Annotated in this window: 23 protein-coding genes; 15 read left to right on the plus strand and 8 right to left on the minus strand. The window is 62.7% G+C overall.

Annotated elements, in window-relative coordinates; translation table 11 throughout:
• Entirely contained in the window at positions 1–1191 is a 1191-nt protein-coding gene (locus tag O6760_RS02445) for an efflux RND transporter periplasmic adaptor subunit (protein WP_269583901.1), read from the minus strand.
• Between the two features lie 151 nt (positions 1192–1342).
• Here O6760_RS02445 and O6760_RS02450 point away from each other — a divergent pair, with 151 nt between their 5' ends.
• The 3 genes from O6760_RS02450 (at position 1343) to O6760_RS02460 (ending at position 3736) form a co-directional block, all read left to right on the plus strand.
• Complete coding sequence (locus O6760_RS02450) at positions 1343–1972, plus strand: TetR/AcrR family transcriptional regulator (protein WP_269583902.1); 630 nt, start codon at positions 1343–1345, stop codon at positions 1970–1972.
• Between the two features lie 75 nt (positions 1973–2047).
• Positions 2048–2875: a TrmH family RNA methyltransferase gene (locus O6760_RS02455; RefSeq protein WP_269583903.1), complete on the plus strand. Its 828-nt coding sequence runs from the start codon at positions 2048–2050 to the stop codon at positions 2873–2875.
• Positions 2876–2878: 3 nt separating this feature from the next.
• A complete protein-coding gene (locus O6760_RS02460; protein WP_269583904.1) occupies positions 2879–3736 on the plus strand; it encodes an SDR family oxidoreductase in 858 nt (285 codons plus the stop codon).
• Between the two features lie 55 nt (positions 3737–3791).
• Here the strand turns inward: O6760_RS02460 and O6760_RS02465 are convergent, their stop codons facing one another.
• Positions 3792–4427: a peroxiredoxin gene (locus O6760_RS02465; RefSeq protein WP_269583905.1), complete on the minus strand. Its 636-nt coding sequence runs from the start codon at positions 4425–4427 to the stop codon at positions 3792–3794.
• Positions 4428–4666: 239 nt separating this feature from the next.
• Here O6760_RS02465 and O6760_RS02470 point away from each other — a divergent pair, with 239 nt between their 5' ends.
• From O6760_RS02470 to O6760_RS02500, 7 genes are all read left to right on the plus strand, one after another.
• A complete protein-coding gene (locus O6760_RS02470; RefSeq protein WP_269583906.1) occupies positions 4667–5125 on the plus strand; it encodes a YtoQ family protein in 459 nt (152 codons plus the stop codon).
• Between the two features lie 271 nt (positions 5126–5396).
• Positions 5397–5597: a cold-shock protein gene (locus O6760_RS02475; RefSeq protein ID WP_269583907.1), complete on the plus strand. Its 201-nt coding sequence runs from the start codon at positions 5397–5399 to the stop codon at positions 5595–5597.
• Between the two features lie 76 nt (positions 5598–5673).
• Entirely contained in the window at positions 5674–6975 is a 1302-nt protein-coding gene (locus O6760_RS02480; protein WP_269583908.1) for a tetratricopeptide repeat protein, read from the plus strand.
• A gap of 126 nt (positions 6976–7101) precedes the next feature.
• Positions 7102–8703 (plus strand): B12-binding domain-containing radical SAM protein, encoded by a 1602-nt coding sequence (locus tag O6760_RS02485; RefSeq protein WP_269583909.1) that lies wholly within the window; start codon positions 7102–7104, stop codon positions 8701–8703.
• A gap of 60 nt (positions 8704–8763) precedes the next feature.
• Positions 8764–10023, plus strand: coding sequence for a TCR/Tet family MFS transporter (locus O6760_RS02490; protein ID WP_269583910.1), 1260 nt, complete (start codon positions 8764–8766; stop codon positions 10021–10023).
• 1 nt (position 10024) lies between these two features.
• The gene (locus O6760_RS02495; protein ID WP_269583911.1) at positions 10025–10729 is read left to right on the plus strand and encodes an alpha/beta hydrolase; all 705 of its coding nucleotides are present in this window, start codon (positions 10025–10027) and stop codon (positions 10727–10729) included.
• Between the two features lie 78 nt (positions 10730–10807).
• The gene (locus O6760_RS02500; protein WP_269583912.1) at positions 10808–11416 is read left to right on the plus strand and encodes a hypothetical protein; all 609 of its coding nucleotides are present in this window, start codon (positions 10808–10810) and stop codon (positions 11414–11416) included.
• A 430-nt stretch (positions 11417–11846) separates the two neighbouring features.
• On the opposite strand, the gene O6760_RS02505 is transcribed toward O6760_RS02500, so the two are convergent.
• The gene (locus O6760_RS02505) at positions 11847–12890 is read right to left on the minus strand and encodes a M42 family metallopeptidase (protein WP_269583913.1); all 1044 of its coding nucleotides are present in this window, start codon (positions 12888–12890) and stop codon (positions 11847–11849) included.
• A gap of 255 nt (positions 12891–13145) precedes the next feature.
• On the opposite strand from O6760_RS02505, the gene O6760_RS02510 reads away from it, so the two are divergent.
• Together O6760_RS02510 and mepA are read left to right on the plus strand one after the other, a co-directional pair.
• Positions 13146–14231, plus strand: coding sequence for a patatin-like phospholipase family protein (locus tag O6760_RS02510; protein WP_269583914.1), 1086 nt, complete (start codon positions 13146–13148; stop codon positions 14229–14231).
• 84 nt (positions 14232–14315) lie between these two features.
• Positions 14316–15413, plus strand: coding sequence for a penicillin-insensitive murein endopeptidase (mepA, locus tag O6760_RS02515; RefSeq protein WP_442969847.1), 1098 nt, complete (start codon positions 14316–14318; stop codon positions 15411–15413).
• A gap of 74 nt (positions 15414–15487) precedes the next feature.
• Here mepA and O6760_RS02520 read toward each other — a convergent pair whose 3' ends face one another.
• A complete protein-coding gene (locus O6760_RS02520; protein WP_269583915.1) occupies positions 15488–16129 on the minus strand; it encodes a TetR/AcrR family transcriptional regulator in 642 nt (213 codons plus the stop codon).
• 258 nt (positions 16130–16387) lie between these two features.
• Here O6760_RS02520 and O6760_RS02525 point away from each other — a divergent pair, with 258 nt between their 5' ends.
• Positions 16388–17344, plus strand: a complete 957-nt coding sequence (locus tag O6760_RS02525; RefSeq protein WP_269583916.1) for a homocysteine S-methyltransferase family protein — start codon at positions 16388–16390, stop codon at positions 17342–17344.
• A gap of 76 nt (positions 17345–17420) precedes the next feature.
• On the opposite strand, the gene O6760_RS02530 is transcribed toward O6760_RS02525, so the two are convergent.
• On the minus strand, positions 17421–17945 hold the full coding sequence (locus O6760_RS02530; RefSeq protein WP_269583917.1) for a GNAT family N-acetyltransferase: 525 nt from the start codon (positions 17943–17945) through the stop codon (positions 17421–17423).
• A 236-nt stretch (positions 17946–18181) separates the two neighbouring features.
• Here O6760_RS02530 and lepA point away from each other — a divergent pair, with 236 nt between their 5' ends.
• Together lepA and O6760_RS02540 are read left to right on the plus strand one after the other, a co-directional pair.
• Positions 18182–19987 (plus strand): translation elongation factor 4, encoded by a 1806-nt coding sequence (lepA, locus tag O6760_RS02535; RefSeq protein WP_269583918.1) that lies wholly within the window; start codon positions 18182–18184, stop codon positions 19985–19987.
• A gap of 289 nt (positions 19988–20276) precedes the next feature.
• Positions 20277–20861, plus strand: coding sequence for a PhnA domain-containing protein (locus O6760_RS02540; RefSeq protein ID WP_269583919.1), 585 nt, complete (start codon positions 20277–20279; stop codon positions 20859–20861).
• Positions 20862–20872: 11 nt separating this feature from the next.
• Here O6760_RS02540 and O6760_RS02545 read toward each other — a convergent pair whose 3' ends face one another.
• The 3 genes from O6760_RS02545 to O6760_RS02555 all read right to left on the minus strand — a co-directional run bounded on the left by O6760_RS02545 (position 20873) and on the right by O6760_RS02555 (position 22734).
• Positions 20873–21472 (minus strand): short chain dehydrogenase, encoded by a 600-nt coding sequence (locus O6760_RS02545; RefSeq protein WP_269583920.1) that lies wholly within the window; start codon positions 21470–21472, stop codon positions 20873–20875.
• A complete protein-coding gene (locus tag O6760_RS02550; protein WP_269583921.1) occupies positions 21469–21831 on the minus strand; it encodes a MerR family transcriptional regulator in 363 nt (120 codons plus the stop codon). Before O6760_RS02550 ends, O6760_RS02545 begins: the two co-directional genes overlap by 4 nt.
• 63 nt (positions 21832–21894) lie before the next feature.
• A complete protein-coding gene (locus tag O6760_RS02555; RefSeq protein WP_269583922.1) occupies positions 21895–22734 on the minus strand; it encodes a LysR family transcriptional regulator in 840 nt (279 codons plus the stop codon).
• Between the last annotated feature and the right edge of the window lie 131 nt (positions 22735–22865).

The raw sequence follows: 22865 nt of genomic DNA on the forward strand, positions 1-22865 counted from the left end.
TCAGGCCCCGCTCTTCTGAAGACGGACCGTCTGGCCGGCGACGACGCGGTGCACCCCGTCGGCCACGATCCGTGTTGCGCCGGTGATCGTGCCGCGGACAAAAGCCCGGTCCGCATCCATGTGCAGAACTTCGACAGCCTCACGCACTACAAGATGGGTGTTGCTCTCCCCTGCCTCGGCCAGCGTCAGCAGGGTCCAGAGCCCGCGTGGCCCTTCCTTGAGCGAAGCCGCCGGGACCCAGAAGCCTTCCGCGTCGATCCGCTCGCTCAGCGTCAGTTCTGCGAGCTGGCCGAAGCCCGGCAGGGCCGTCCCACCCTTCAGCTCGAAAAGTGCCTCGATGGTGCGCGTGCGTGTCTGGAGGTCCGGCCTGATGCCGGTAAACCGGGCCTCGAAAGCCCGCGACCCGATGCGGATTGTGAAAGTCTCTTCGCGGTCCAGGCGCCCGGCCACGTCCGGAGCCAGTCCGATCCGAACCGTCGGCCGGGCGCTTTCCAGCACCTTGAGGACCGGCTGGCCCGGGGTCGCCGTGGCGCCCTCGTCCAGCAGGCGCGCGCCGACCCGGCCGTCATATGGCGCACGCAGGACCGACTTGTCGAGATTGATGTCGATTGTCTCCATGGCCGCATCGATCTGCGCCAGGCTTGCCTGGAGACGGCTTGCGGCAAGCCGGGCCCGGTCCAGGACTTCCTCGCTGACATGCCCGGCCTGTTGCAGCTTTCGGCGCCGGTTCAGGGTCAGTTCGGCCAGCTCCAGGTCGCTTTCGGCCGCCTTGCGATTGGCGAGCTGGCGCCGCCTTTCCGCTTCGAGCGAGCGAGTATCGAGCCGGGCAATGACATCTCCCCTTTCGACCGTGTCGCCTTCATCGGCCCGGATCTGCCGGATGGTTCCGGTCAGCTCAAAGGCGAGATCCGTCTGCCGGGCAGGCTCCAGACGTCCGGTGAAGCTGCGTGCAACCTCGTAGCCGGGTTGAGGGTCCGGCCGGAAGAACCGGACTTCGGTCAGGGGCGCGGCGTCGATCCGGGGCTTCTCCTCGGCGCGCATCTGGATGGTGGTGACGCCGATCATCACCACCGCTCCGGCAAGAGCCGTGTTGAGGGAAAACGTGGTGAAACCGAGCAAGGTCCGTGCGAGCCGCCGGAGACGACCTGGTCCGCTTGTCCCTTTGCCCTGATCTACCTTTTTGTCCCGCATGGCCACGCCCTCGTCCCTTGTCTGGCAGTGTCAGATCGCTGTACCGGGCAGCGCCCGATGTAAGCAGCTCTAACTATGTTACCGTTGCTAACATATGTTAGAAGAACTAACTTCTTCAAGGTCACAAGGCGAAAAAGAATCGGACCCATCGATGGCCAAGGCCAAAATCCAGAAAAAAAGCGGCTATCACCACGGCGATCTGCGGGACCAGCTGATCGCGGCGGCCAGGGACCTGATCCGGCAGCACGGCCCCGACGGGTTTTCCATGTCCGACGCCTGCCGGCTGGCCGGAGTCAGCACGGCGGCGCCCTACCGCCATTTCAAGTCGAAGGAGGATCTCTTGACAGAGGTCGCCATGGACGGCCTGACCCGGCTCGGCGACGACATGGAGCGTCACGCCGCCGAATACCCGCGCGGCACGATCGAATCCCTGGCCGCCATCGGCCGTACCTACGTGCAGTTCGCCATGCGCGAACAGCACACGTTCCGGCTCATGTTCTCCACCAAGTCCCATGCCGGCCGCATCGAGGAACTGAAGAGCGCCGGCCGATGCGCCTATAGCGTGGTCCTGAAGGAAGTGGCCCGCTATCTCGGGGAAGAGGAGATTACCGAAGAGGTGATCCGGGCCGCCTTCCCGCTATGGACCCACGTTCACGGTCTTTCGTTCCTCGCCATTGACGGAAAGCTCGACGTCACCAACTTTCCGGTCGACATCAACGAGTCGGTCCTGCTGGCCACGGAGCGGCTGCTGCCGCCGCGAAGAGAGCCGCAAGGCTCTTGACCCGGCAAAACCCAGCGCCTAATCCAGCGGGAAGCGAACTCATCATCATCCCGGCTATAGGGTATGGAGCACATAATGCCGCAGCAGCGCATCGGCGCGGTGAAACAGATCACCAGCCACTCCAATCCGATCGTCAAGGAAATCAAGGGGCTGGTCGCCCAGCGCAAGCACCGCACGCAGTCGGGTCTCTTTGTTGCCGAAGGCCTGAAACTGGCGACGGACGCGCTCGAGGCCGGCTGGGGCGTGCGCTACCTTGCCCTTGGTCCGGACGCGCGCGACAACCCGGTCGCGCAGAAGGCGGCGGCGACCGCCAAGGCCCGTGGCGCATTGATCCTGGAAGTCTCGACCGCGGTCATGTCGGCGATGACCCGCAAGGACAACCCGCAGATGGTCGTCGGCGTCTACGAACAGCAGATCCTGGCCGCAAGTGAAATCGATCCAGCGGGAACGAGCCTTTGGGTGGCCCTTGACCGGGTGCGCGATCCGGGCAATCTCGGCACGATCATCCGTACGGTGGATGCGGTCGGCGGAGCGGGCGTGATGCTGGTCGGCGACTGCACCGATCCCTTTGCCGTCGAGGCCGTGCGCGCAACCATGGGCTCGCTGTTTCACGTGCCTCTCGCCAGAATGACCAAGGACGAGTTCAAGTCGCTGGCGGGCAAATGGCCGGGCACCGTCGCGGCAACCCACCTGAAGGGATCGGTCGACTATCGCAAGCCGGATTATGCCGAACCCGTTCTCCTGGTCATGGGCAACGAACAGAAGGGCCTGGAGGACGACATGGCCGCCGCCTGCCCGACCCTGATCCGCATTCCGCAGGTGGGCCAGGCGGACAGCCTGAACCTGGCGGTTGCCACCGGCGTCGCGCTTTATGAAATCCGCCGCAAACATCTGGAGCTCTGACACGTGAGACTGTTCGTATTCGGCGTCGGGTTTTCGTCAAAGGCCTTCATCGGGGAAGCACGGGACCGCTTCGAGTGGATTGGCGGCACCACCCGCTCCCCTGAAAAGGCGCAGGCCCTGAAGGAGACGGGTGTCGAGCCGTTCCTCTTCGACGGCGAGCGCAAGGGCGACGGCATTGCCGACGCGCTGGCCTCCGCGACCCACGTTCTGGTGTCGATAGCGCCGAACGAGGCCGGCGATCCCGTACTCAACCAGCATGCGGAAGATATTGCCGCAGGGCGGCCGGACTGGATCGGATACCTTTCGACCGTTGGCGTCTATGGCAATTACGACGGAGCCTGGGTCGACGAGGACACGCCCTGCAAGCCGGTGTCCAAACGCTCGGTTCAGCGGGTCGCCGCCGAGCAGGCCTGGCTGGATTTTGCCGCCGAGAACGACCTTCCTGTGCAGATCTTCCGCCTGTCCGGCATCTACGGCCCGGGCCGCAACGCGTTTGAAAATTTCAGAAAAGGCACAGCCCGGCGGCTGGTCAAGCCGGGTCAGGTGTTCAACCGCATCCATGTCGCCGACATTGCCGGTGCGCTGGCGGCGGCGATGGCGAAACCCTCGACCCGGATCTTCAACGTTACCGACGACGAACCGGCCCCGCCCCAGGACGTGGTCGCCTGTGCCGCCGAACTGCTCGGCGTGGAGGCCCCGCCGGAAATCCCGTTCGAAACCGCCGACCTCTCGCCTATGGCACGCTCGTTCTATGGCGAGAACAAGCGGGTCTCGAACAGGAGGGTCAAGGAGGAGCTGGGGTACACGTTCCGTTATCCGGACTACAGGGTTGCCCTGAAAGCCTTGCGCGAAACGGAATGAAGCATTTGGTTGAGAACGGCGCGGCCTTGCAGCGCCGTTCTCCTTGCGGGCAAGCCTATTTCGGCTGCGGCACGACCCGCAGGTAAGGCTTCAGCGTCTTCCAGCCCTCCGGGAATTTTTCCTTGGCCTCTTCGTCGGAAACGGCCGGAACAATGATGACGTCCTCGCCGGACACCCAGTTGGCGGGCGTTGCCACCTTGTGGTTGGCCGTCAGCTGCAGGCTGTCGATCACGCGGATGACCTCGTCGAAATTGCGGCCCGTGGAAGCGGGGTATTCGATCTTCAGCTTGATCTTCTTGTCCGGGCCGATCACGAACAGCGACCGCACGGTCAGCGTGTCGCTGGCGTTGGGATGGATCATGCCGTAGGCGGTCGCGACCTTGCGCGCCGGGTCCGCGATCAGCGGGAAGTTGAGCGCAACCCCCTGCGTGTCCTCAATGTCGCCGACCCAGGCGCGGTGATCCTCGATCGGATCGACCGATACGCCGAACACCTTCACTCCGCGGGCGTCGAACTTGTCCTTAAGCTTTGCGGTCATGCCCAGCTCGGTGGTGCAGACCGGCGTGAAGTCCTTGGGGTGCGAAAACAGCACCGCCCAGGAGCCGTCAATGGCGTCGTGAAAACGGAGCGGTCCGTCGGTGGTGTCGACCTCGAAATCCGGCGCCTCGTCACCAATCAGCAATGCAGACATGAATGTTCTCCTTTACGCAATAGATCCGCGCACGGTCTGCGCGGCAGGAACCCGAATAATGGAGCCGCGCAGCTCCTGCGCGGGACGCGGCCACACCCTCCCGGTTTTGATGTAGATTGTCCAGACCACACTTGGCCGCATCCGGGCGGGGGCTTGACGGCTTGGTCCGAAGACACCAGCTTCGGACCAGAGCGAAATGCAATTCGTTACAAGATTCAGAAACTTGATGGGAGGAGCGCATGGACACCTGGCGCGTTTATTTATCCGGCGAAATTCATACCGACTGGCGCGAACGGATCATGGAAGGCGCAAAGGCGCTGGACCTGCCGGTGTCCTTTTCCGCACCCGTGACGGACCATGACGCCAGCGACGATTGCGGCGCGGCCATCCTGGGCGGCGAGGACAAGAAGTTCTGGTACGACCACAAGGGCGCCAAGGTGAACGCGATCCGGACCCGCAGCCAGATCGAGAAAGCCGACATCGTCGTCGTCCGTTTCGGCGACAAGTACAAGCAGTGGAACGCCGCCTTCGACGCCGGCTATGCCTCCGCGCTTGGGAAATCGCTGGTCGTGCTGCACGATCCGTCCCTGACCCACCCGCTCAAGGAAGTTGACGCAGCTGCACTTGCAGTCGCTGAAACCTCGGAGCAAGTGGTCGATATCCTCAATTATGTCATTCACGGACGCCTGAACCGCTGACACAGGTCTTGAAATTAACAAATTCATTACCATACTAAGAGACACTGTGAAAAAGCCCGCGCCACATGGCCGGGCATTCGGGCTCCTACCCTTCAGGATCTGCACCCAGACGTGACGCAGTCCACTTTGACTGCGCACCGCGTGTTTTATTCCGACCGGGGTCCGGCGAGTACTTTAGGTTTATCAAAAACACTGTCATCAAGGCGTTGAAAAAGGCGGCTAGATGTGCCGGTCACATGCCTTGATGCAAAAGAATTGGAAAGAAGACTCCATGTTGCATGGAAACGTAAAATGGTACGACAAGGGCCGAGGTATCGGCACTATCGAACCCCAGGACGGCGAGGACATCCTCGTCGACATCGCGGCCCTGCGCCGGTCGGGCATCGACACCTTGAAGGAAGGCCAGCTCGTGGCTTTCGATCTTGAGTGGCGCCGCGGCCGGATGGTGGCTGAAGACCTGAAAGTCCTGTAAGCTCAGCTGCAGTCTTTCCGGCAACAAGGGCGGTTTGACCGCCCTTTTTTATTGTTCATTTTTCTGGGGGATGCGCATGCAGATTGATGCAAGGCTGCAGGAAGGGATCACCGCGCACCGCGACGGCGACCTCGAGGCCGCACTGGCCGCCTACAAGGACGTTCTCACCGCCGATCCCGATCACGCGGACGGCCTCCATTTTCTGGGTCTGTTGCATTTCGATGCAGGCAAGGCGGACAATGCCGTTGTCCTGATCCGCAAATCACTGGAACAGAACGCACGGAACGCGGCGGCCTACAACAATCTCGGCAACATCCTGAAGCTTTCCGACAAACCGGACGAGGCACTGGAGGCCTATGTGCGCGCGGTCGAAATCGAACCGCGACACGACGAGGCCTGGAGCAACATCAACGTGATGCTGGAAGGCGCCACCAACAATGACGACCTCCTGCCGATCCTTGCCGAAATCGTCCGCCTCGACCCGGACAACCCCAATGCCTGGCACAATTATGGCCTGTCCCTGATGCTGGCAGGCCACAGGACCGAGGCCGCCGATGCGCTGGAACGCTGCCTGGCGTTCGGCGCCGACATCTGGTCAGACCCGATCTGGCACGCGCGGGTGCTGTGCGCCCTTGGCCGTGAGGATCGTGCGATCGAGCATCTGGAACGCCTGCTCGAGGCGGATCCGGACAATGCCATTGCCCGCTACCAGCTGGCCGCCGCGCGCGGCGACGACATGGACCAGGCCCCCGAAGACTACGTCAAGACCCATTTCGACAACTTCTCCGAAAGTTTCGACGAGGTGCTGAAGAACCTCGGCTATTGCGCTCCGGAACTGGTCGCCAAGGAAGTCACGGTGCTTGCGGAGGGGCGACCGGAACCGTTCGCGGATGTGGTCGACCTCGGCTGCGGCACGGGACTGTGCGGCCCCCTGATCCGCATGCATTGCAAGACGCTCACCGGGATCGACCTGTCTCCGGGAATGCTGCAAAAGGCCGCCGGACTGAACGTCTACGATTACCTCGTGGAAGGGGAACTGGTCGAATTTCTGAACTCCAAGCTGCCGACACGGTTCGACCTGGCGGTCTGCGTCGACACGCTCTGTTACATCGGCGACCTGCAACCGTTCATGACAGCGCTTCACGGGGCCCTGAAACCGGGCGGCGTGCAAATTGCCAGCGTCGAACATCTGGCCGACCAATCCGGTCCCGACTACCGGGTCGATCACACCGGGCGCTACGCGCATACGCCGGCCTATCTCAAGGCCTGCGCCGAGGCGGCGGGGCTGACCTATGCCGAAGAGAAACCCGTTGTGCTGCGCCATGAACTCGGCAAGGAAGTTCACGGGCTCGTCTTCCACGTGCGCAAGCCCGGCTAGGTGACGGCACTCCACGCGCAGTCGCACGCGTCAATCTTGCGCCAACGCGTTTCGGCGGTTGTGCCATGGCGGAAAGTTGGTACGTTGTCGCCATCGGGGACATATGTCCATCTGAAGGGATCGTGCATGTCGCAATGCAATGTTTTGTTGGTGTATCCGCGTTTCAACGCCGGGTCTTTCTGGAATTACGGCGCGACCTGCGAACTGGTCGGCGCCAAGTATCCCGCACCGCCGCTCGGTCTGATCACCGTTGCCGCCATGCTGCCCGAAACATGGAATGTCCGGCTGATCGACCGGAACACCGGTGAGCTGACGGAAGAGGACCTTGCCTGGTCGGACATGATCATGACCGGCGGCATGCTGCCTCAGCAGGCCGACTGCATCACGGTGATCCGGCGCGCCCAGGAAAAGGGCATTCCTGTCGCGGTCGGCGGTCCCGATGCCACGTCGTCTCCGGAAGTCTACGAAGCCGCGGATTTCCTGGTTCTCGGCGAGGCCGAAGGCATTCTCGACACCTTTGTGGAAGCCTGGAACAACGGCGAGCGGAAGGGCCGCTTCACGGCGGAGAAATTCAAGGCCGATGTCACCTCCAGCCCGATCCCGCGCTTCGATCTACTGAAATTCGACGATTACGTCCAGGTTGGCGTTCAGTATTCGCGCGGCTGCCCGTTCACATGTGAATTCTGCGACATCATCGAGCTCTACGGCCGTGTGCCGCGCACCAAGACCAACGACCAGATGCTTGCGGAACTCGACCGGCTGTACGAGCTCGGATACCGGGGCCATGTGGATTTCGTCGACGACAACCTGATCGGCAACAAGAGGGCCGTGAAGGGCTTTCTGCCGGAGCTCGCCAAATGGCAGAAGGCGCGCAAATATCCGTTTGAAATGTCCACCGAGGCCTCGCTCAACCTCGCCGATGACGAGGCCCTGCTCAAGATGATGCAGGACTCGGGCTATTTCTCTGTCTTCATCGGCATCGAAAGCCCGGATCCGGAGGTTCTGGTCGCCACCCGGAAGAAGCAGAACACCCGGCGCGACATCGCCAAGAGCGTGCACAAGATCTACGACGCTGGTATTTTTGTGCTGGCCGGGTTCATCGTCGGCTTCGACGAGGAAAGCGACAAGGTCGCCGACGAGATTTCCGCGCTGATCGAGGAGGCCGCCATTCCGGTCGCCATGACCGGGCTGCTCTACGCTCTGCCGAACACCCAGCTGACCCGGCGCCTTGCCAAGGAAGGCCGGCTTCATGCCGATTTCGCAACCGATGACCCGGACACCGAACATGGCGACCAGTGCACCGCGGGCCTGAACTTCTCCACGGTGCGTCCGCGCGAACGGATCCTCGAGGACTTCAAGACGGTCATCGACCGGGTCTATGGCCCGGAGGCGTATTTCGCCCGGGTGCAGAAGGTGGCCTCGATGCTCGACATGAGCGGTGCCAACGGGTCGATCTTCGGCGCCGGTTTCTTTCATGACATCAAGATGTTCGGCCGTCTCATGTTTGCCATGACCTTCCAGGAGACCACCTATCGCCGGCCTTTCTGGAAGACCCTGATCAAGACCGCCTTCACGAATTTCGGCGCGATCAAGCCGGTGATGATGATGCTGGCGCTCTATGTCCATCTCGGCCCGTTCTCGCGCTTTGTCATCGGCCAGATCGACAAGCAGATCGCGGACATCGAAAAAGGCCACTGGCAACCGCCTGCTCTTGTCGCCGCCGAGTAGTTCGGCCAGGAGAACCGGGCCCTCTCACGGCCCGGGTCCATAACGACCTCGGGGGTGTTCTTGCAGTCCGGTCCGTCCAAGCGCAGCGCGCTCGGGTTCATCCTGGTCACGCTGACCCTGAACTCCATGGGAATCGGCCTGATGATGCCGGTGATGCCGTCCCTGCTGACGGAACTGACCGCGCTTCCGGTCAGCGACGCCGCCCGCTGGGGTGGCGCCCTCAGCGTCGTCTATGCGCTGATGCAATTCGTGTTCGGGCCGACACTCGGCAACCTGTCCGACCGCTTCGGACGGCGCCCCGTCTTGCTGGTGTCCATGTTCACCCTGGCCGTCGACTACCTGCTCATGGCCCTGTCGTGGAACCTGGCGGTGCTTTTTGTCGGCCGCACGCTGTCGGGCGTGGCCGGCGCAACCTTCTCGGCGGCCTCGGCCTTTATCGCGGACGTCTCCTCAAAGAAGGACCGGGCCAAGAATTTCGGCCTGATCGGCGCCGGTTTCGGTGTCGGCTTCGTGCTCGGCCCGATGATCGGCGGGTTTCTGGGAGAATTCGGGCCGCGCGCGCCGTTCTATGCCGCCGCCGCCCTGTCATTCGTCAATTTCCTGTTCGGCTGGTTTGTCCTTCCGGAAACCCTCGATCCGGAAAACCGGCGCGATTTCGACTGGAAACGAGCCAACCCACTGGGCGCCTTGAAACAGCTTTCGGCCCTGCCCGCCGTCCGGACACTGCTTCTGGCGGTGTTCCTGTTCGACATCGCGCACTATGTCTATCCGGCCGTCTGGAGCTACTATTCCGAAGAGGTCTTCGGCTGGACACCCGGCGACATCGGCATGTCGCTTGCCTTTGTCGGCATCGGTTTCGCGTTCGTGCAGGGCTTTCTCATCCGGGTGCTTGAACCGAAGCTCGGACCGGGCCGGACGCTTCTCGCCGGGCTTGTCGCCAACCTGATTGCCTTTGCCGGTCTCGCAATCGCGGACAGCGGTTGGATGGCCTATTCCCTGATCTGCTTTGCCTCCCTCGGCGCGCTGGCGACACCGGCCTTTACCGGGCTGATGTCGAACCGTGTGCCCGACAACGCGCAAGGGGAACTACAGGGCATGATTTCCAGCGCTGCCGGTCTTTCCATGGTGGTCAGTCCGTTTGTCATGACCCAGATCTTTGCCGCTTATTCCGGACCGGACGCCGTGGTCTCGTTTCCGGGTGCGCCGTTTGCGCTCGCGGGGCTCCTGATCCTGGCATCGCTTGTCATCGCGCTGCCGTTCATCCGGCGGGAGGCGAAACCTGCCCCGGGCTCCGACAACCAGAAATCGCCAGCGGAGTGACATGACCGGTTCCTCTTCCCGTGATCGCCTGGACGGTCCCCGACTTGCTCCCGCTTCGGGCGGAGCCGCCCGACAACTGGTCGTGATCCTGCACGGCTACGGGGCGGACGGTGCCGACCTGATCGACCTCGGCCGTGCCTGGCAGGGCCAGATGCCCGATGCCGCCTTCATCGCCCCGGACGCGCCGGAATTCCTGCCCTTCGAAGCTTTGGGCGGGCGGCAATGGTTTCCGCTCGTGGACAGGTCTCCGGCCGAATTCCGCATTGGTGCCGAGGCTGCACAACCAGTACTCGACCGGTTCCTGGATGAGGAGCTGGCTGCCCTCGGGCTGGACGAACACGCGCTGGCGCTTGTCGGTTTCAGCCAGGGCGCCATGATGACCTTTCAATGCGGCCTGCGCCGCAGCGTCGCCCCCGCCGCGTTGATCGGCTATTCCGGCCTGCTGCCGGGCGCGGACCGCCTCGCCCGCATCAACACGGAAAGCCCCGTGCTGATCGTCCATGGCAACGAAGACGACGTGGTGCCTGCCTACTATGCGGAAGCGGCCCGCACCGCCCTGTCCGATGCCGGAGTGACCGCGGACCTGCATCTGCTGTCCAACCTCGGCCATTCCATCGACGAGCGCGGCATGGTGCTGGGTGGCCGGTTCCTGGAAAAGGCCTTCAGGTCCGCGGCGGACAGGCCTTCAGGTCAGGGTCTTGGTTAATGGCCTGTTAAGGGTTTTGCAGGAAGCTTGAGAAACGTGCGCCGGTCCAGAAGGACCGGACAAGCCGGGACCCGAGCCATGCAGATCTCCATCGAAACCACCACCCAGAGCACGAGCCTTTACTCGGCCTCGTTTTCAGCCGGCGGTTCGGAAGGCAACAAGGCAGATCCCAAGGGCCACGCCTACGGCCACGAGATCGGCCAGCGCAACGGCCATGACAAGGCGCCCGCCGTCAGTGTTCTGGAAGCGGCCAGCAAGAAGGCCGAGGAAGACGCGGTCGTGATTTCCGCGCTTCAGGAAGCCGTCGAAAAAGGCAAGGGCAAGGACGAAGACGACAAGGATGACAGCCTTGCGACGGTCGAAGACTACCAGAAAACCGCCGGCAAGCTGAAAGCGGCACTCGGCGAAGAGGAAGGCCCGTCGGCAAGCGTCAATTACGAAAGCGCGACCATTTCGACGACCACCATCGAGGCGGAGATCGGCGGCGAAACCCTGTCCGCGCAATTCGTCTCCTTCGAACGCGTGTCTTACGACAGCGAGACCGGCCTCTCGGTCCGCTCCGCCAGCGCATCCTCCATCGAGGGCGAGTTCGGCTACGGCTCCTTCAGCAGCCAGAGCGCCTCCGTCAGCGAGCTTTACGCCGGCACCGGCGAACAGGTGTCCAATTTCCTCGGGCTGACAGCCTGAGCCTGGTCAAACATCAAATTTCACTCCGTCATTGCAGGGCCTGACCCACTGCTGTCCGGTTTAACTCGGCTCAGTTACAACAGGTCATTGATTCATTGTCGATATTTACGCTTCTCCTAGTCCGGGACACTCAGTGCCTTACCACTTGCACCCCTCTCCCCCCTGGAGGGGGAGATGTCCGGGAACCGGACAGAGGGGGGCGCAGCGGTTCCTCGTATTCGGAAAAGGCCTTGTATGCTGAGAGGTTGAGCCCCCCCTCTGTCTCCTTCCGGAGACATCTCCCCCTCCAGGGGGGAGACTGGTACAAGCGGCGAAACCTGTTTGCATACAGAGGCTCCTGCTTAACCGGACAGCAGTGGGTCGAGCCATGGCATGACGAAGTCGGTGTAATTGGCAGGGCGTAACAACGCCCCGCCCCGATTTACCCGCCTCAGGCCTTCTTCAGATACGCCACCAGAATGTCGAGCGCGGCCTGGAGGTCGGTCTTGTGGATCATCTCCGTGACCGTGTGGATATAGCGCGTGCCGACGACGATGCCGACAGCCTTCGCTCCGGCAGCAGCCTGCTGGGCGGCGGCGCCGTCCTGGCCACCGGCGGCCAGCATGGTGCGCTGGAACGGGATCTTGTTCTTTTCCGCGATCGCCTCGATTTCGCTCACCAGCGCGCGGTCGGCAATAAAGCTGGAATCCTTGACATGGAGACCGAAGCCTTCGCCCTGGACCGTGGTGCGGTCCTGTTCGGGAACGCCCGGCGTGTCGCAGGACAGCGTGGTGTCCACCCCGAAGCCGATGTCCGGCTTGATGGCAAAGGCCGCCGTGCGCGCGCCGCGCAGGCCGACTTCCTCCTGGCAGGTGAAGGCGACATGGATCTCGCAGTCATGCTTGGCCTTGCCGAGGCCCTTGATCGCCTCGATGCCGAGCCAGCAGGCAATGCGGTTGTCGAGCGCCTTGGAAACGATCTTGTCGCCGATCTCGATCAGCGGTTCGTCCATGGTGACCATGTCGCCGACCTTGACGACATCCCTGGTCTTTTCGCCGAGGCCCAGATCGACGACAAAGTCCTTCGGCTCCGGAATTTTCTTGCGCTCTTCGGGAGAGGAGATGTGGATCGGCTTGCCGCCCGGGTTCATCACGCCCTTGAAATCGCCCTCGTCGGTGGAGACCAGCACACGGCGGGAGAAGAGGTTGCGCGCGTCGAAACCGCCGACCGGCTGGACATGGGCAAATCCCTTGTCGGTGACATGCGAGACCAGGAAGCCGATCTCGTCCATGTGGCAGAGCAGCATCACCTTCTTCGGGGCAGCCTTCCTGGATGCCTTGCGGCTGTCGCGGCGGCACAGAAGCGAGCCCATCGGGTCGATGGTGACCTCGTCGAACAGGCCCTTGATTTCCGCCTGGATCAGGTCGCGGACACGGTGTTCGTGGCCCGGCACTCCAGGGGTTTCGCAAAGACGGCGAAGCAGATCGATATTCATGGAAAGTCCTGTTGGGAAGTGAAAACGCGCTGATCCTAGAGCCTTTCCCGGACAAATTGAACCATCAGATCGACGTGACCTTGCTACGTCGCATTAACCGAATGCGCGCGAATTCCGAAAAATGGGCGGCTCTGGTTCGTTTTGCCATTGCAGTGACGCATTTGATGACAAACATTTAGAATGGAGTTCAAGAGCGTGTCCTGCCGGAGCGGGAAGACGTTGGCCCTTTCGTTTCGATCATTGCGGGGACACAACATGGCCCAGACAAAACGTTTCATTCTTTCCATTGACGGCGGCGGCGTGCGCGGCCTTATTCCGGTGCGCATCCTTGAGACGCTGGAAAGCCGGCTCAGCCAGCGCGGCGTCGCGGCGCCGTTCCACCAGATCTTCGACCTGATGGCCGGCACCTCCACGGGCGGTCTGATCGCCGCCGGCCTCGGTGCTCCGCGCCCCGGCGGCACCGCCGGCGAAGCCGCCGCGACGATTGCCGAGCTCAGGAGTTTCTACGAGCGGGAAAGCCGCGACATCTTCAAGTCCTCGATCACGGCACGGCTTGCGCGCGCGGTCACCAATCCACTCGGCCTGTTCGACGAAACCTATGACGCCCGCCCGCTTGAAAAACTGCTGAAGGAACGGTTCGGCTGGACCTCAATGGCGAGCGGCCTGACCAAGCTGGTGCTGACGGCCTATGACATCGAGCGCCGCAAGGCGGTCTTCATGACCAACGGGCTGGAAGAAAACGGCGGCCGTCCGGACGACTACTATTTCTGGCAGGCCGTGCGCGCCACGACCGCGGCGCCGTCCTATTTCGAACCCGCCCGGATCGAAAACCTCAGCCGGCACAGCGAGGAGGCCATGGTCGATGGCGGCGTCTTCATGAAGGACCCGGCGATCGCTGCCTATCTGGAAGCCCGCAAGCTCGGCTGGGACGAGGACGAGATCGTCATCCTGTCGCTCGGCACCGGGCGGGCAAAGGAACGCAGCTTCGCCTACCAGGATGCCATCGGCTGGGGTGCGCTCGGCTGGATGCAGCCGTCCAAGGGCGTGCCGATCCTGTCGATCTTCGCCGACGGCCAGTCGCAGACAGCTGCCTACCAGGCGGCGCATCTGTTCGCCGAGTTGCCGAAGGTCAGCTATTACCGTCTCGAGGCGGAGCTGCCGTCCGAAGCCGAGGACATGGACAACGCCCGTCCCGGCAACATCATCGCCCTCAACGGTGCGGCCGACCGGGTGATCCGGGACAACACCGTCTTTCTGGACGAGCTCGCTGATATGTTGACAGACCATGTAAACGCGCCGGAAACGGGTGCAGACCCGGCCGAATTGGTGCATGCTGCCTGAAGACCAGTTGGCCCCGGCAACACTGAACGGCAGCACGGATCGCCCCGGCGGCGGCCAGATCCGACCGGCGCACGAGGTGCCATTGTGACAACAGGCAAGACGAGTGCATGGCGCAAGGCACCGGCAAACCGGACGCAGCCGGCTGCCGTGCTGGCTATCCTGGCCACCTTCCTGTTCACGGCCACGGCGGGCGCCGCTGTGCCCGTTCCCGCCCCCAAGCCGGGCGGCGTGGCGGACGCCGCCTTCACGCCGAGCCTGCGGATCGTCGCGGGGACGCCCATCCCGGCGAAAAAGCGCGCGGTCCCGGAAGGGTACGTCGCCAGCAGGCCCAAGCTCGTGCTGTACAACGACCAGCCGGCCAAGGACTATTTCGGCAACACCGACGGTCCGGCGCCGCTGAAGGCGCGCGCCATAGGATCCTACGCCAAGGGCTGCCTGGCCGGAGGTGCCTCGCTGCCACCGGATGGCCCCACCTGGCAGGCGATACGGCTGTCGCGGAACCGCAACTGGGGCCACCCGGAACTGATCGACTACTTGCAGGATCTTGCCAGGGACGCGCCAAAGGTTGGCTGGAACGGTCTCCTCGTCGGCGATCTCGCACAGCCGCGCGGCGGGCCGATGCTGTCCGGCCATGCCAGCCACCAGATCGGCCTCGACGCCGATATCTGGCTCAGGGAAATGCCGAAGGATCGCCTGAGCCGGGAAGAGCGGGAAGAAATCTCCGCAATCTCGATGCTGATCGGTCCCCTGGACGTCAAGAACGCCGACCGCCGCGTCGACCCGAAAAAATGGACGGACACCCATGCACGGCTGATCCGGCGGGCCGCGTCCGACAAGCGTGTCGCCCGCATCTTCGTCAACCCGACGATCAAGAAGGCCCTTTGCGATTTTGAAAAAAGCCGGGACCGCGCCTGGTTGCGCAAGATCAGGCCGTGGTGGGGGCACCACTACCACTTCCATGTCCGGCTGTCCTGCCCGGCCGGCAGCGCCGGCTGCAAGGACCAGAACCCGCCGCCGCCCGGCGACGGCTGCGGCCAGCACCTGACCTACTGGCTTTCGGACGAGCCCTGGGTGCCGAAGAACCCGCCGAAAAAGGGCGAGAAGCCCAAGGTGGTCAAGAAGCGCCCGATGGCTCTGGCCGCGCTGCCGAAGGACTGCCGCAGCGTTTTGACCGCGAACTGAACCGGAGCGCCCTGTCGAGGGCGCTAGGCCCGGTATCAGGCGCTGGTATCAGGCTCCGGTATCAGGCGCTGGTATCAGGCGCTGGCGGCGGGCCGGGACAATTGTGCTTCCGGCAGGAACATCGCCTTCAGCAAATTGCGGAACAGCAACACCTGCTCGGACAGGACGCGCGGCTTGGCAAGCGCCTTCGACATGACGATGCCGCCTTCCAGAACCGTCGACACCATGTCGGCAAGGGCATCCAGGTCGATTTCCTCCTTCGGCGGATACCGCTCGGCGATTTCGTCCAGCGTCGCGCGGAACCGGGCCCGCCAGGCAAGAACAGCTTTCCGGTTCAGGTCGCGCACCTCCCGGTCGAACAGTCGTTCCTGATAACAATAGGTCGCGATCAGGCAGCCGGGATGGCCGGTCGGCAGATCTTCCACCATGCGCGCAAGCAGCTTCAGGCTGATGAGAAAAGCCTGCAGCGGATCGTCGGCAAGGTCCTTTCCCTGGTCGAAGATCTGATCGAACAGAACCTCTTCCTCTTCGATATATTCCTCCAGGAGCACCCGGGCCAGTTCTCCCTTGTCCTTGAAATGGTAAAAAAAGCCGCTCTTGGTGATTTCCGCCTCGGCGATGAGTTCGTCGATGGAGGTTGCTCCGAACCCCTTTTCCAGGATGGAGTTTCTGGCCGCTGCGATGATCCTCTGCCGGGCGCCGGTCGCCTTGCTCATTCCTCGGTCCCCGATCCTAAGGCCGTTTCGACTGTACCATTGGTACAGTTTTTCCCCTCAAATAGATGCCATTGTCCTGTCAAAAACAACAGTGCCACGGCCAAAGCATTGTGATTCATAACCTATTTTCATTTCTTTTCGACTTGCCCATAGGACTTCTAGATCGAAAGCCGGCCATCCACGACATTCATGGCGAGATTGACGGATCCCCCATCCCCGATCTGAACGAACCATATCGAGCCAAGTTGGATGTCACGAATGAGCACTCTTGTTGAAACACTTCCGCATCAGTCATCGAAACTGTTCCTGACCGATGGCGGCCTGGAAACCAGCCTGATTTTTCTTGAAGGCGAGGATTTGCCGCTTTTTGCCGCCTTTACCCTTCTGAGAACGGCCGCGGGCCGGGCCAAACTGCAGGACTACTTCCGTCCCTATATCGATCTGGCTGTCCGGAGCGGCTCCGGATTTGTGCTGGAAAGCCCGACATGGCGTGCCAATCCCGATTGGGCCGGCCAGCTCGGCTATTCGGCGACCGCCCTTGATGCCGCCAACAGGGAGGCCATCGAGTCGCTTCAGGCCCTGGCGCAGGAATATCGGACCCCGCAGAGCCCGTTTGTGATCAGCGGCTGCATCGGGCCGCGCGGCGACGGCTATGTTGCCGGCGCGGCCATGAGCGTTGAAGAGGCCCGCGCCTACCATGCCCGGCAAATTGCGGTCTTCGCCGAGAGCGGTGCGGACATGGTTTCGGCAATCACCATGACGAATGTTCCCGAAGCAACGGGCGTTGCCCTTGCGGCGCGCGACAGCGGCATTGCCAGCGTCATATCGTTTACGGTCGAGACCGACGGCCGCTTGCCGTCCGGTGACGACCTCGGCGATGCCATCCGGGCCGTGGATGCGGCAACCGGCGGGTCGGTGGCCTATTTCATGATCAATTGCGCGCATCCGACACACTTCGCCGAAGTTCTCGAACAGGGCGGTGAATGGGTCAAGCGCATCTGCGGCATCCGCGCGAACGCCTCGCGGATGAGCCACGAGGAACTGGATGCCGCGGAAGAGCTGGACAGCGGCGACCCGCACGACCTGGCACAGCGTTATGCCGCCATTCTGGACGCCATGCCCTGGGTGCGCGTCGTCGGCGGCTGCTGCGGCACGGACCATCGGCACATTTCCGCGATCTGCTCCTCCTGCTGTGGCCACGAGGCCGCCGCCTGACACCAAGGGAAGCAGGGTCCCTTGCGGGGCCCCGCATCACGCTTAAACAGGACCGGGCTTGCCGGCAAGCCCGGTTTCAGGACACCGGAGCGGGGGCGGACCGCCCCGCGTTCAGCACCAGGGTCATGAATACCAGATCCAGCCAGCGCCCGAATTTCGTGCCGGTCTGGGGCAGGCGTCCCGATATTTCAAAGCCGAGCGATTCATGCAAGGCGATCGAGGCGCCGTTGTCGGCGTCAACGCCGCCGACAAGCACGTGCATGCCGCCGGATTTCGCGATGTCGATGAGCCGCACCATCAGGATGCGCCCGATTCCCTGCCTGTGTCTTTCCGGGTCGACATAGACGGTGTGTTCGGCCGTGAACCGGTAACCTTCCTTTGCCCGGAACGGGCCGTAGCTGGCAAATCCGGCCACCTGGTTCCGCCCATCCACGGCCACGATCACCGGCAGCCCCTTGCTCTTGCGGCCCTCGAACCAGGTCAGCCGGTCATCCAGCGTTTCCTCGGCGTTGGTCCAGGCCGCCGTCGTGGAGCGCACCGCGTGATTGTAAAGCGCCAGTATGGCGGGAACGTCTTCGGCTACGGCATCGCGGATGTGCATGGACCCTCTCCTGGTCGGGCGATCTGTTTCAAAAGTGTCCTCCTTCTTCTCACTTTGAAGCTGATTTGCCACGCCATTTGTCGCCATCCGCCTACGTCAATTGACGGAGACGGCTTCGTCCGCCCGCGCGGCGGCGGCAATTGGAGAAGTCTTGTGCCGCAAAAACCACCGGATTTCAGGTCTCTGGCGCGTCATTCCACTAGGCGAAAGCGAATTGCGATGGTAAAGGGGCGGCCATGACGACGAAGACGCTTTCCAACATCCGAAACTTTTCCATCGTGGCCCATATCGATCACGGCAAGTCGACCCTGGCCGACCGCCTGATCCAGATGACCGGCACGCTGACCGACCGCGAGATGACCGAGCAGGTTCTCGACTCGATGGACATCGAGCGCGAGCGCGGCATCACGATCAAGGCGCAGACGGTGCGACTGATCTACAATGCCAAGGACGGCCAGCAATATACGCTGAACCTGATCGACACGCCGGGCCACGTCGACTTTGCCTATGAAGTGTCCCGCTCGCTGGCGGCCTGCGAAGGCTCGCTGCTTGTGGTCGATGCCTCTCAAGGCGTGGAAGCCCAGACACTCGCCAACGTCTACCAGGCGATCGACAACGATCACGAGATCGTCACGGTGCTCAACAAGATCGACCTGCCGGCCGCCGAACCGGACCGGATCAAGGAGCAGATCGAGGATGTCATCGGCATCGATGCCTCCGAGGCCTGCATGATCTCGGCCAAGACCGGACTCGGTGTCGAGGACGTCCTGGAAGCGATCGTCCACAAGCTGCCGGCGCCGAAAGGCGATCCGGACGACACGCTGAAGGCCATGCTGGTCGACAGCTGGTACGACACCTATCTCGGCGTGATGGTGCTGGTGCGCGTGATCAACGGCTCCCTGAAGAAGGGCCAGAAGATCAAGATGATGGGCACGGGCGCCTCCTACGACATCGATCGCGTCGGCGTCATGACCCCGAAATTCCTGCAGGTGGACGAGCTGAAGGCCGGCGAGATCGGTGTGATCACCGGTTCGATCAAGGAAGTGGCCGACACCCGCGTCGGCGACACCATCACGCTCGAAAAGAAACCCTGCGCCGAGGCGCTGCCGGGCTTCAAGCCTGCCCAACCGGTGGTGTTCTGCGGATTGTTCCCGGTCGATGCCAATGACTTCGACGACCTGCGCGCCGCGATGGGCAAGTTGCGTCTCAACGACGCCAGCTTTTCCTACGAGATGGAGACCTCCGCCGCGCTTGGCTTCGGCTTCCGCTGCGGCTTCCTCGGCCTGCTGCACCTGGAAATCATCCAGGAACGGCTTTACCGCGAATTCGACCTCGACCTGATCGCGACCGCGCCGTCGGTCGTCTACCAGATGTCGCTGACGGATGGATCGGACATCGACCTGCACAATCCGGCGGACATGCCGGATGTGGTCAAGATCAACGAGATCCGCGAACCCTGGATCCGGGCAACGATCATGACGCCGGACGACTATCTGGGCGGCATCCTCAAGCTCTGCCAGGAGCGGCGCGGCATTCAGGTGGACCTCTCTTATGTCGGCTCACGTGCCCTGGTGGCTTATGACCTGCCGCTCAACGAAGTGGTCTTCGACTTCTACGACCGGCTGAAATCTATCTCGAAGGGGTATGCCTCCTTCGACTATCAGCTCTCCGACTACCGGGCGGGCGATCTGGTCAGGATGTCGATCCTGGTGAATGACGAACCGGTGGACGCACTCTCCATGCTGGTGCACCGCAGCCAGGCAGAACGCCGCGGCCGCGCCATGTGCGAGAAGCTGAAAGACCTCATTCCGCGGCACATGTTCAAGATCCCGATCCAGGCCGCCATCGGCGGCCGGGTGATCGCCCGCGAGACCATCTCCGCCCTGCGCAAGGACGTGACCGCCAAGTGTTACGGCGGCGACGCCACCCGCAAACGCAAGCTGCTGGAAAAGCAGAAGGCGGGCAAGAAGAAGATGCGCCAGTTCGGCAAGGTCGAGATCCCCCAGGAAGCCTTCATCCAGGCCCTGAAGATGGATGAGTGAGCCCCGGTCACGCATCGCGTGACCAATCGATCCAGTGGATTGATTGGAGGGGCAAACGCCCGTGAGGGGAAGATGCGCAGCACCGTCGAGCGGGCTGAAACAGTCGGGTTTCGCACAGCACAAGCATTTGGAGTCCAGTCCGCTCTTTGACAATGCTTGGGTTTACCAGGTCCCGGTCCAAGCCTCGCCAAACCGGGATGCCAATTGCGGATGATGTCGGCCTTGCCGACCAAATCCGATCCAGCAAGCTGACACAGATCCGCTCAGCCTCGACCAACAAGGAACCGCCATGAGCCTTGAACAAACCCTTCGTGACCGCGCCGGCAACGTCTGCGAATTCTGCGGTGCCACCGAAGCCCTGCAGCCGCTCGATGTCGGTCCGGACGCGGACGGCACGGCGGACAGGGCGGTCCTCGCCTGCAGCGCCTGCGCGGACCAGATTTCAGGCACCAGCGACCTCGACCCCAAGCACTGGCATTGCCTCAACGAAGCCGCCTGGAGCCAGGTTGCGCCGGTCCAGGTGACTGCCTATCGCCTGCTCACGAGACTGCCGGACGAAAGCTGGGCACGCGACCTTCTGGACATGCTTTACCTGGACGACGACACGCTTGCCTGGGCACAGGCGGGTCTCGACACCGGCGAAGCGGATGTAGACACAGGGGTGGTCCACAAGGACACGCACGGCGCCGTTCTGAGCTCCGGCGACACCGTCACCCTGATCAAGGATCTCAAGGTCAAGGGCGCCGGTTTCACCGCCAAGCGCGGTACCGCCGTCCGCAACATAAGCCTCGTCGCCGACAACCCGGCCCAGATCGAAGGCCGGGTCAACGACCAGCGGATTGTCATCCTGACCGAATTCGTGAAAAAGTCCTGAGCCGGACGGCGTCAGTCCACGGGCACCATCTGCCCGGTCAGTCCGCCCTCGATGCATTTCAGATAGGCAAGGCCGACCCGCTTCGACGACACCTGTTCGAAGCCCGGGAACCAGCTGCCGTATTTCTCCGCCGAGGCTTCCAGCAGACCCGGGCTGACGACATTGACGCGCAGGCCCCGGGGCATGTCGATGGCGGCCGCCTTGACGAAGCCGGCGAGTGCGCCGTTGGCGGTCGCCGAGCCTGAGCCCACGCGGATCGGATCCCGGTCGAGCATGCCACTGGTCAGGGTGAAGGAGCCGTCGTCGCTCACGGCGTTCAATCCGGCCAGCACCAAATTGATCTGGGTAAGCACCTTGTTCTTCAACCCGAACAGGTATTTGTCGCCGGTCATCTCGGCCAAGCGGCCGAATTCGACCTCGCCCGCGGCACAGACAACCGCGTCGACGCGGCCGGTGGCCCGGTACATTTCCGCGATGCTGGGTTCATCTGCGAGGTCGACGCGAATATCACCGGACGTCCGTCCGGCCGTGATCACGTCATGGCGCCCGGACAGCTCCGCGCAGACCGCCCGTCCGATGTCCCCTGCCGCTCCAACAACGATGATCTTCATGACGTCTCTCCTTCAATCCTGTCATAGGCGGCGAGTTTATGGGCGAGCACCTGCTCGCACCGGTCCAGCTCATCGCGCCTTTCCTTCAAACGGTTGGCGTGATTGAGGAGCAGGGTCCTGCGTTCCGATATCGTCCGGTCGCCCTGCCGGTAAAGGCCCGCGAAGCGCTGCATCTCCTTCATCGGCATGCCGGTCTTGCGCAGCCAGTAAAGCAAGGTGAGCCATTCGACATTTTCCGGCGAGAACCGGCGCAGCCCGTCCGGACCGCGATCTATGGCCGGGACGATCCCCGACTTCTCGTAATAGCGAATGGTATCGGCACTCAGGCCGCACAGGGTGGAGACTTCAGATATCCGCATGGGTCCTGCTCTTCGTTTGCGTCTCGCAGGCTAGTTGCCTGGAGCGACTCCAAGTCAAGACCTTCAACCGGTCTCCTGGAACGCTTTCAGAATGGCCGACTTGACCGGTTCCGCCTCCCGGCTGAACAGCGCCATCCGTGTCCGGGGGAGGTCCGGCAGCCTGTACACGTCACCGATATCCCGGCAGCCCTCCGGCATGTTGCGCCGGTCGAGACAGGCGATACCGAGACCGGCACTGACGGCTGCCTGGACCGCGCTGACGCCGGTGCCGGTGAAGACATCCTCGTGGACGATCCCGGCCTCGTTCAGGGCGGCTGTTGCCAGTTTCCTGATCGCACAGCTGCCCGTCAGGGCAACCAGGGGAAACGCAGCGCCGGTCTCCCAGACGAAGTCCCGGGAGGCCGTCCACACGAGCTCTTCCTCGAAGGCGGTCAGGCCGGGGGCCTCGACATCTTCCGAACGCACCATGACCGCGTTGAAGAGACCGGCCTTGTAGTCCTTGAAGAGATCATCCGACTGACCGACCGTCACATGCCACTGGCTGCCGGGCAGCGCATGGCTCAGCGAGGTGATGATCCGCGGCAAGCGGTCCCCGGCGGCATGGTCGCTGATGCCGAGGCGAAACCGTCTTGCGGTGTCCGTCCCGCTCACCCGCGCGGCCACCCGGTCGTGCAGATCAATGAGGCTGCGGGCATCACTCAGGAAGCGCACTCCGAACGGGGTCAGGCGTACGGAGCGCGGCGAGCGGGCGAGCAGCGCATCGCCCAGCCGTTCTTCCAGTTTCTTGATCTTCATGCTCACCGCCGACTGGCTCGCACCCAGCATCTTGCCGGCCTGGGTGAAGCTGCCGGTGTCGGCGACGCGCGCGAAGGCGCGCAGGAGGTCTATCTCGAGGTCGGTCATGCATTCATTTGTAAATCGAATTTTTGAAATATCAAAGATTTGTTTTTCTTATTTATCTACCGGAGCTAATTTGGCGTCGGACCAGCTACCGGGCAGAAAAAATCTCCCTCTCCCATTGGGAGAGGGCTGGG

The organism is Roseibium sp. Sym1, assembly GCF_027359675.1.
Taxonomy (GTDB): domain Bacteria; phylum Pseudomonadota; class Alphaproteobacteria; order Rhizobiales; family Stappiaceae; genus Roseibium.

Bases quoted from the DNA above. Each gene is read 5' to 3' on its own strand.
- O6760_RS02530 (WP_269583917.1), bottom strand. From the start codon at position 17,945: ATGCACATCCGCGATGCCGTAGCCGAAGACGTTCCCGCCATACTGGCG.
- O6760_RS02545 (WP_269583920.1), bottom strand. From the start codon at position 21,472: ATGAAGATCATCGTTGTTGGAGCGGCAGGGGACATCGGACGGGCGGTC.
- O6760_RS02500 (WP_269583912.1), top strand. From the start codon at position 10,808: ATGCAGATCTCCATCGAAACCACCACCCAGAGCACGAGCCTTTACTCG.
- O6760_RS02510 (WP_269583914.1), top strand. From the start codon at position 13,146: ATGGCCCAGACAAAACGTTTCATTCTTTCCATTGACGGCGGCGGCGTG.
- O6760_RS02495 (WP_269583911.1), top strand. From the start codon at position 10,025: ATGACCGGTTCCTCTTCCCGTGATCGCCTGGACGGTCCCCGACTTGCT.
- O6760_RS02520 (WP_269583915.1), bottom strand. From the start codon at position 16,129: ATGAGCAAGGCGACCGGCGCCCGGCAGAGGATCATCGCAGCGGCCAGA.
- O6760_RS02470 (WP_269583906.1), top strand. From the start codon at position 4,667: ATGGACACCTGGCGCGTTTATTTATCCGGCGAAATTCATACCGACTGG.
- O6760_RS02555 (WP_269583922.1), bottom strand. From the start codon at position 22,734: ATGACCGACCTCGAGATAGACCTCCTGCGCGCCTTCGCGCGCGTCGCC.
- O6760_RS02525 (WP_269583916.1), top strand. From the start codon at position 16,388: ATGAGCACTCTTGTTGAAACACTTCCGCATCAGTCATCGAAACTGTTC.
- O6760_RS02455 (WP_269583903.1), top strand. From the start codon at position 2,048: ATGCCGCAGCAGCGCATCGGCGCGGTGAAACAGATCACCAGCCACTCC.
- O6760_RS02465 (WP_269583905.1), bottom strand. From the start codon at position 4,427: ATGTCTGCATTGCTGATTGGTGACGAGGCGCCGGATTTCGAGGTCGAC.
- O6760_RS02540 (WP_269583919.1), top strand. From the start codon at position 20,277: ATGAGCCTTGAACAAACCCTTCGTGACCGCGCCGGCAACGTCTGCGAA.
- O6760_RS02475 (WP_269583907.1), top strand. From the start codon at position 5,397: ATGTTGCATGGAAACGTAAAATGGTACGACAAGGGCCGAGGTATCGGC.
- O6760_RS02480 (WP_269583908.1), top strand. From the start codon at position 5,674: ATGCAGATTGATGCAAGGCTGCAGGAAGGGATCACCGCGCACCGCGAC.
- O6760_RS02550 (WP_269583921.1), bottom strand. From the start codon at position 21,831: ATGCGGATATCTGAAGTCTCCACCCTGTGCGGCCTGAGTGCCGATACC.
- lepA (WP_269583918.1), top strand. From the start codon at position 18,182: ATGACGACGAAGACGCTTTCCAACATCCGAAACTTTTCCATCGTGGCC.
- O6760_RS02445 (WP_269583901.1), bottom strand. From the start codon at position 1,191: ATGCGGGACAAAAAGGTAGATCAGGGCAAAGGGACAAGCGGACCAGGT.
- O6760_RS02450 (WP_269583902.1), top strand. From the start codon at position 1,343: ATGGCCAAGGCCAAAATCCAGAAAAAAAGCGGCTATCACCACGGCGAT.
- O6760_RS02505 (WP_269583913.1), bottom strand. From the start codon at position 12,890: ATGAATATCGATCTGCTTCGCCGTCTTTGCGAAACCCCTGGAGTGCCG.
- O6760_RS02485 (WP_269583909.1), top strand. From the start codon at position 7,102: ATGTCGCAATGCAATGTTTTGTTGGTGTATCCGCGTTTCAACGCCGGG.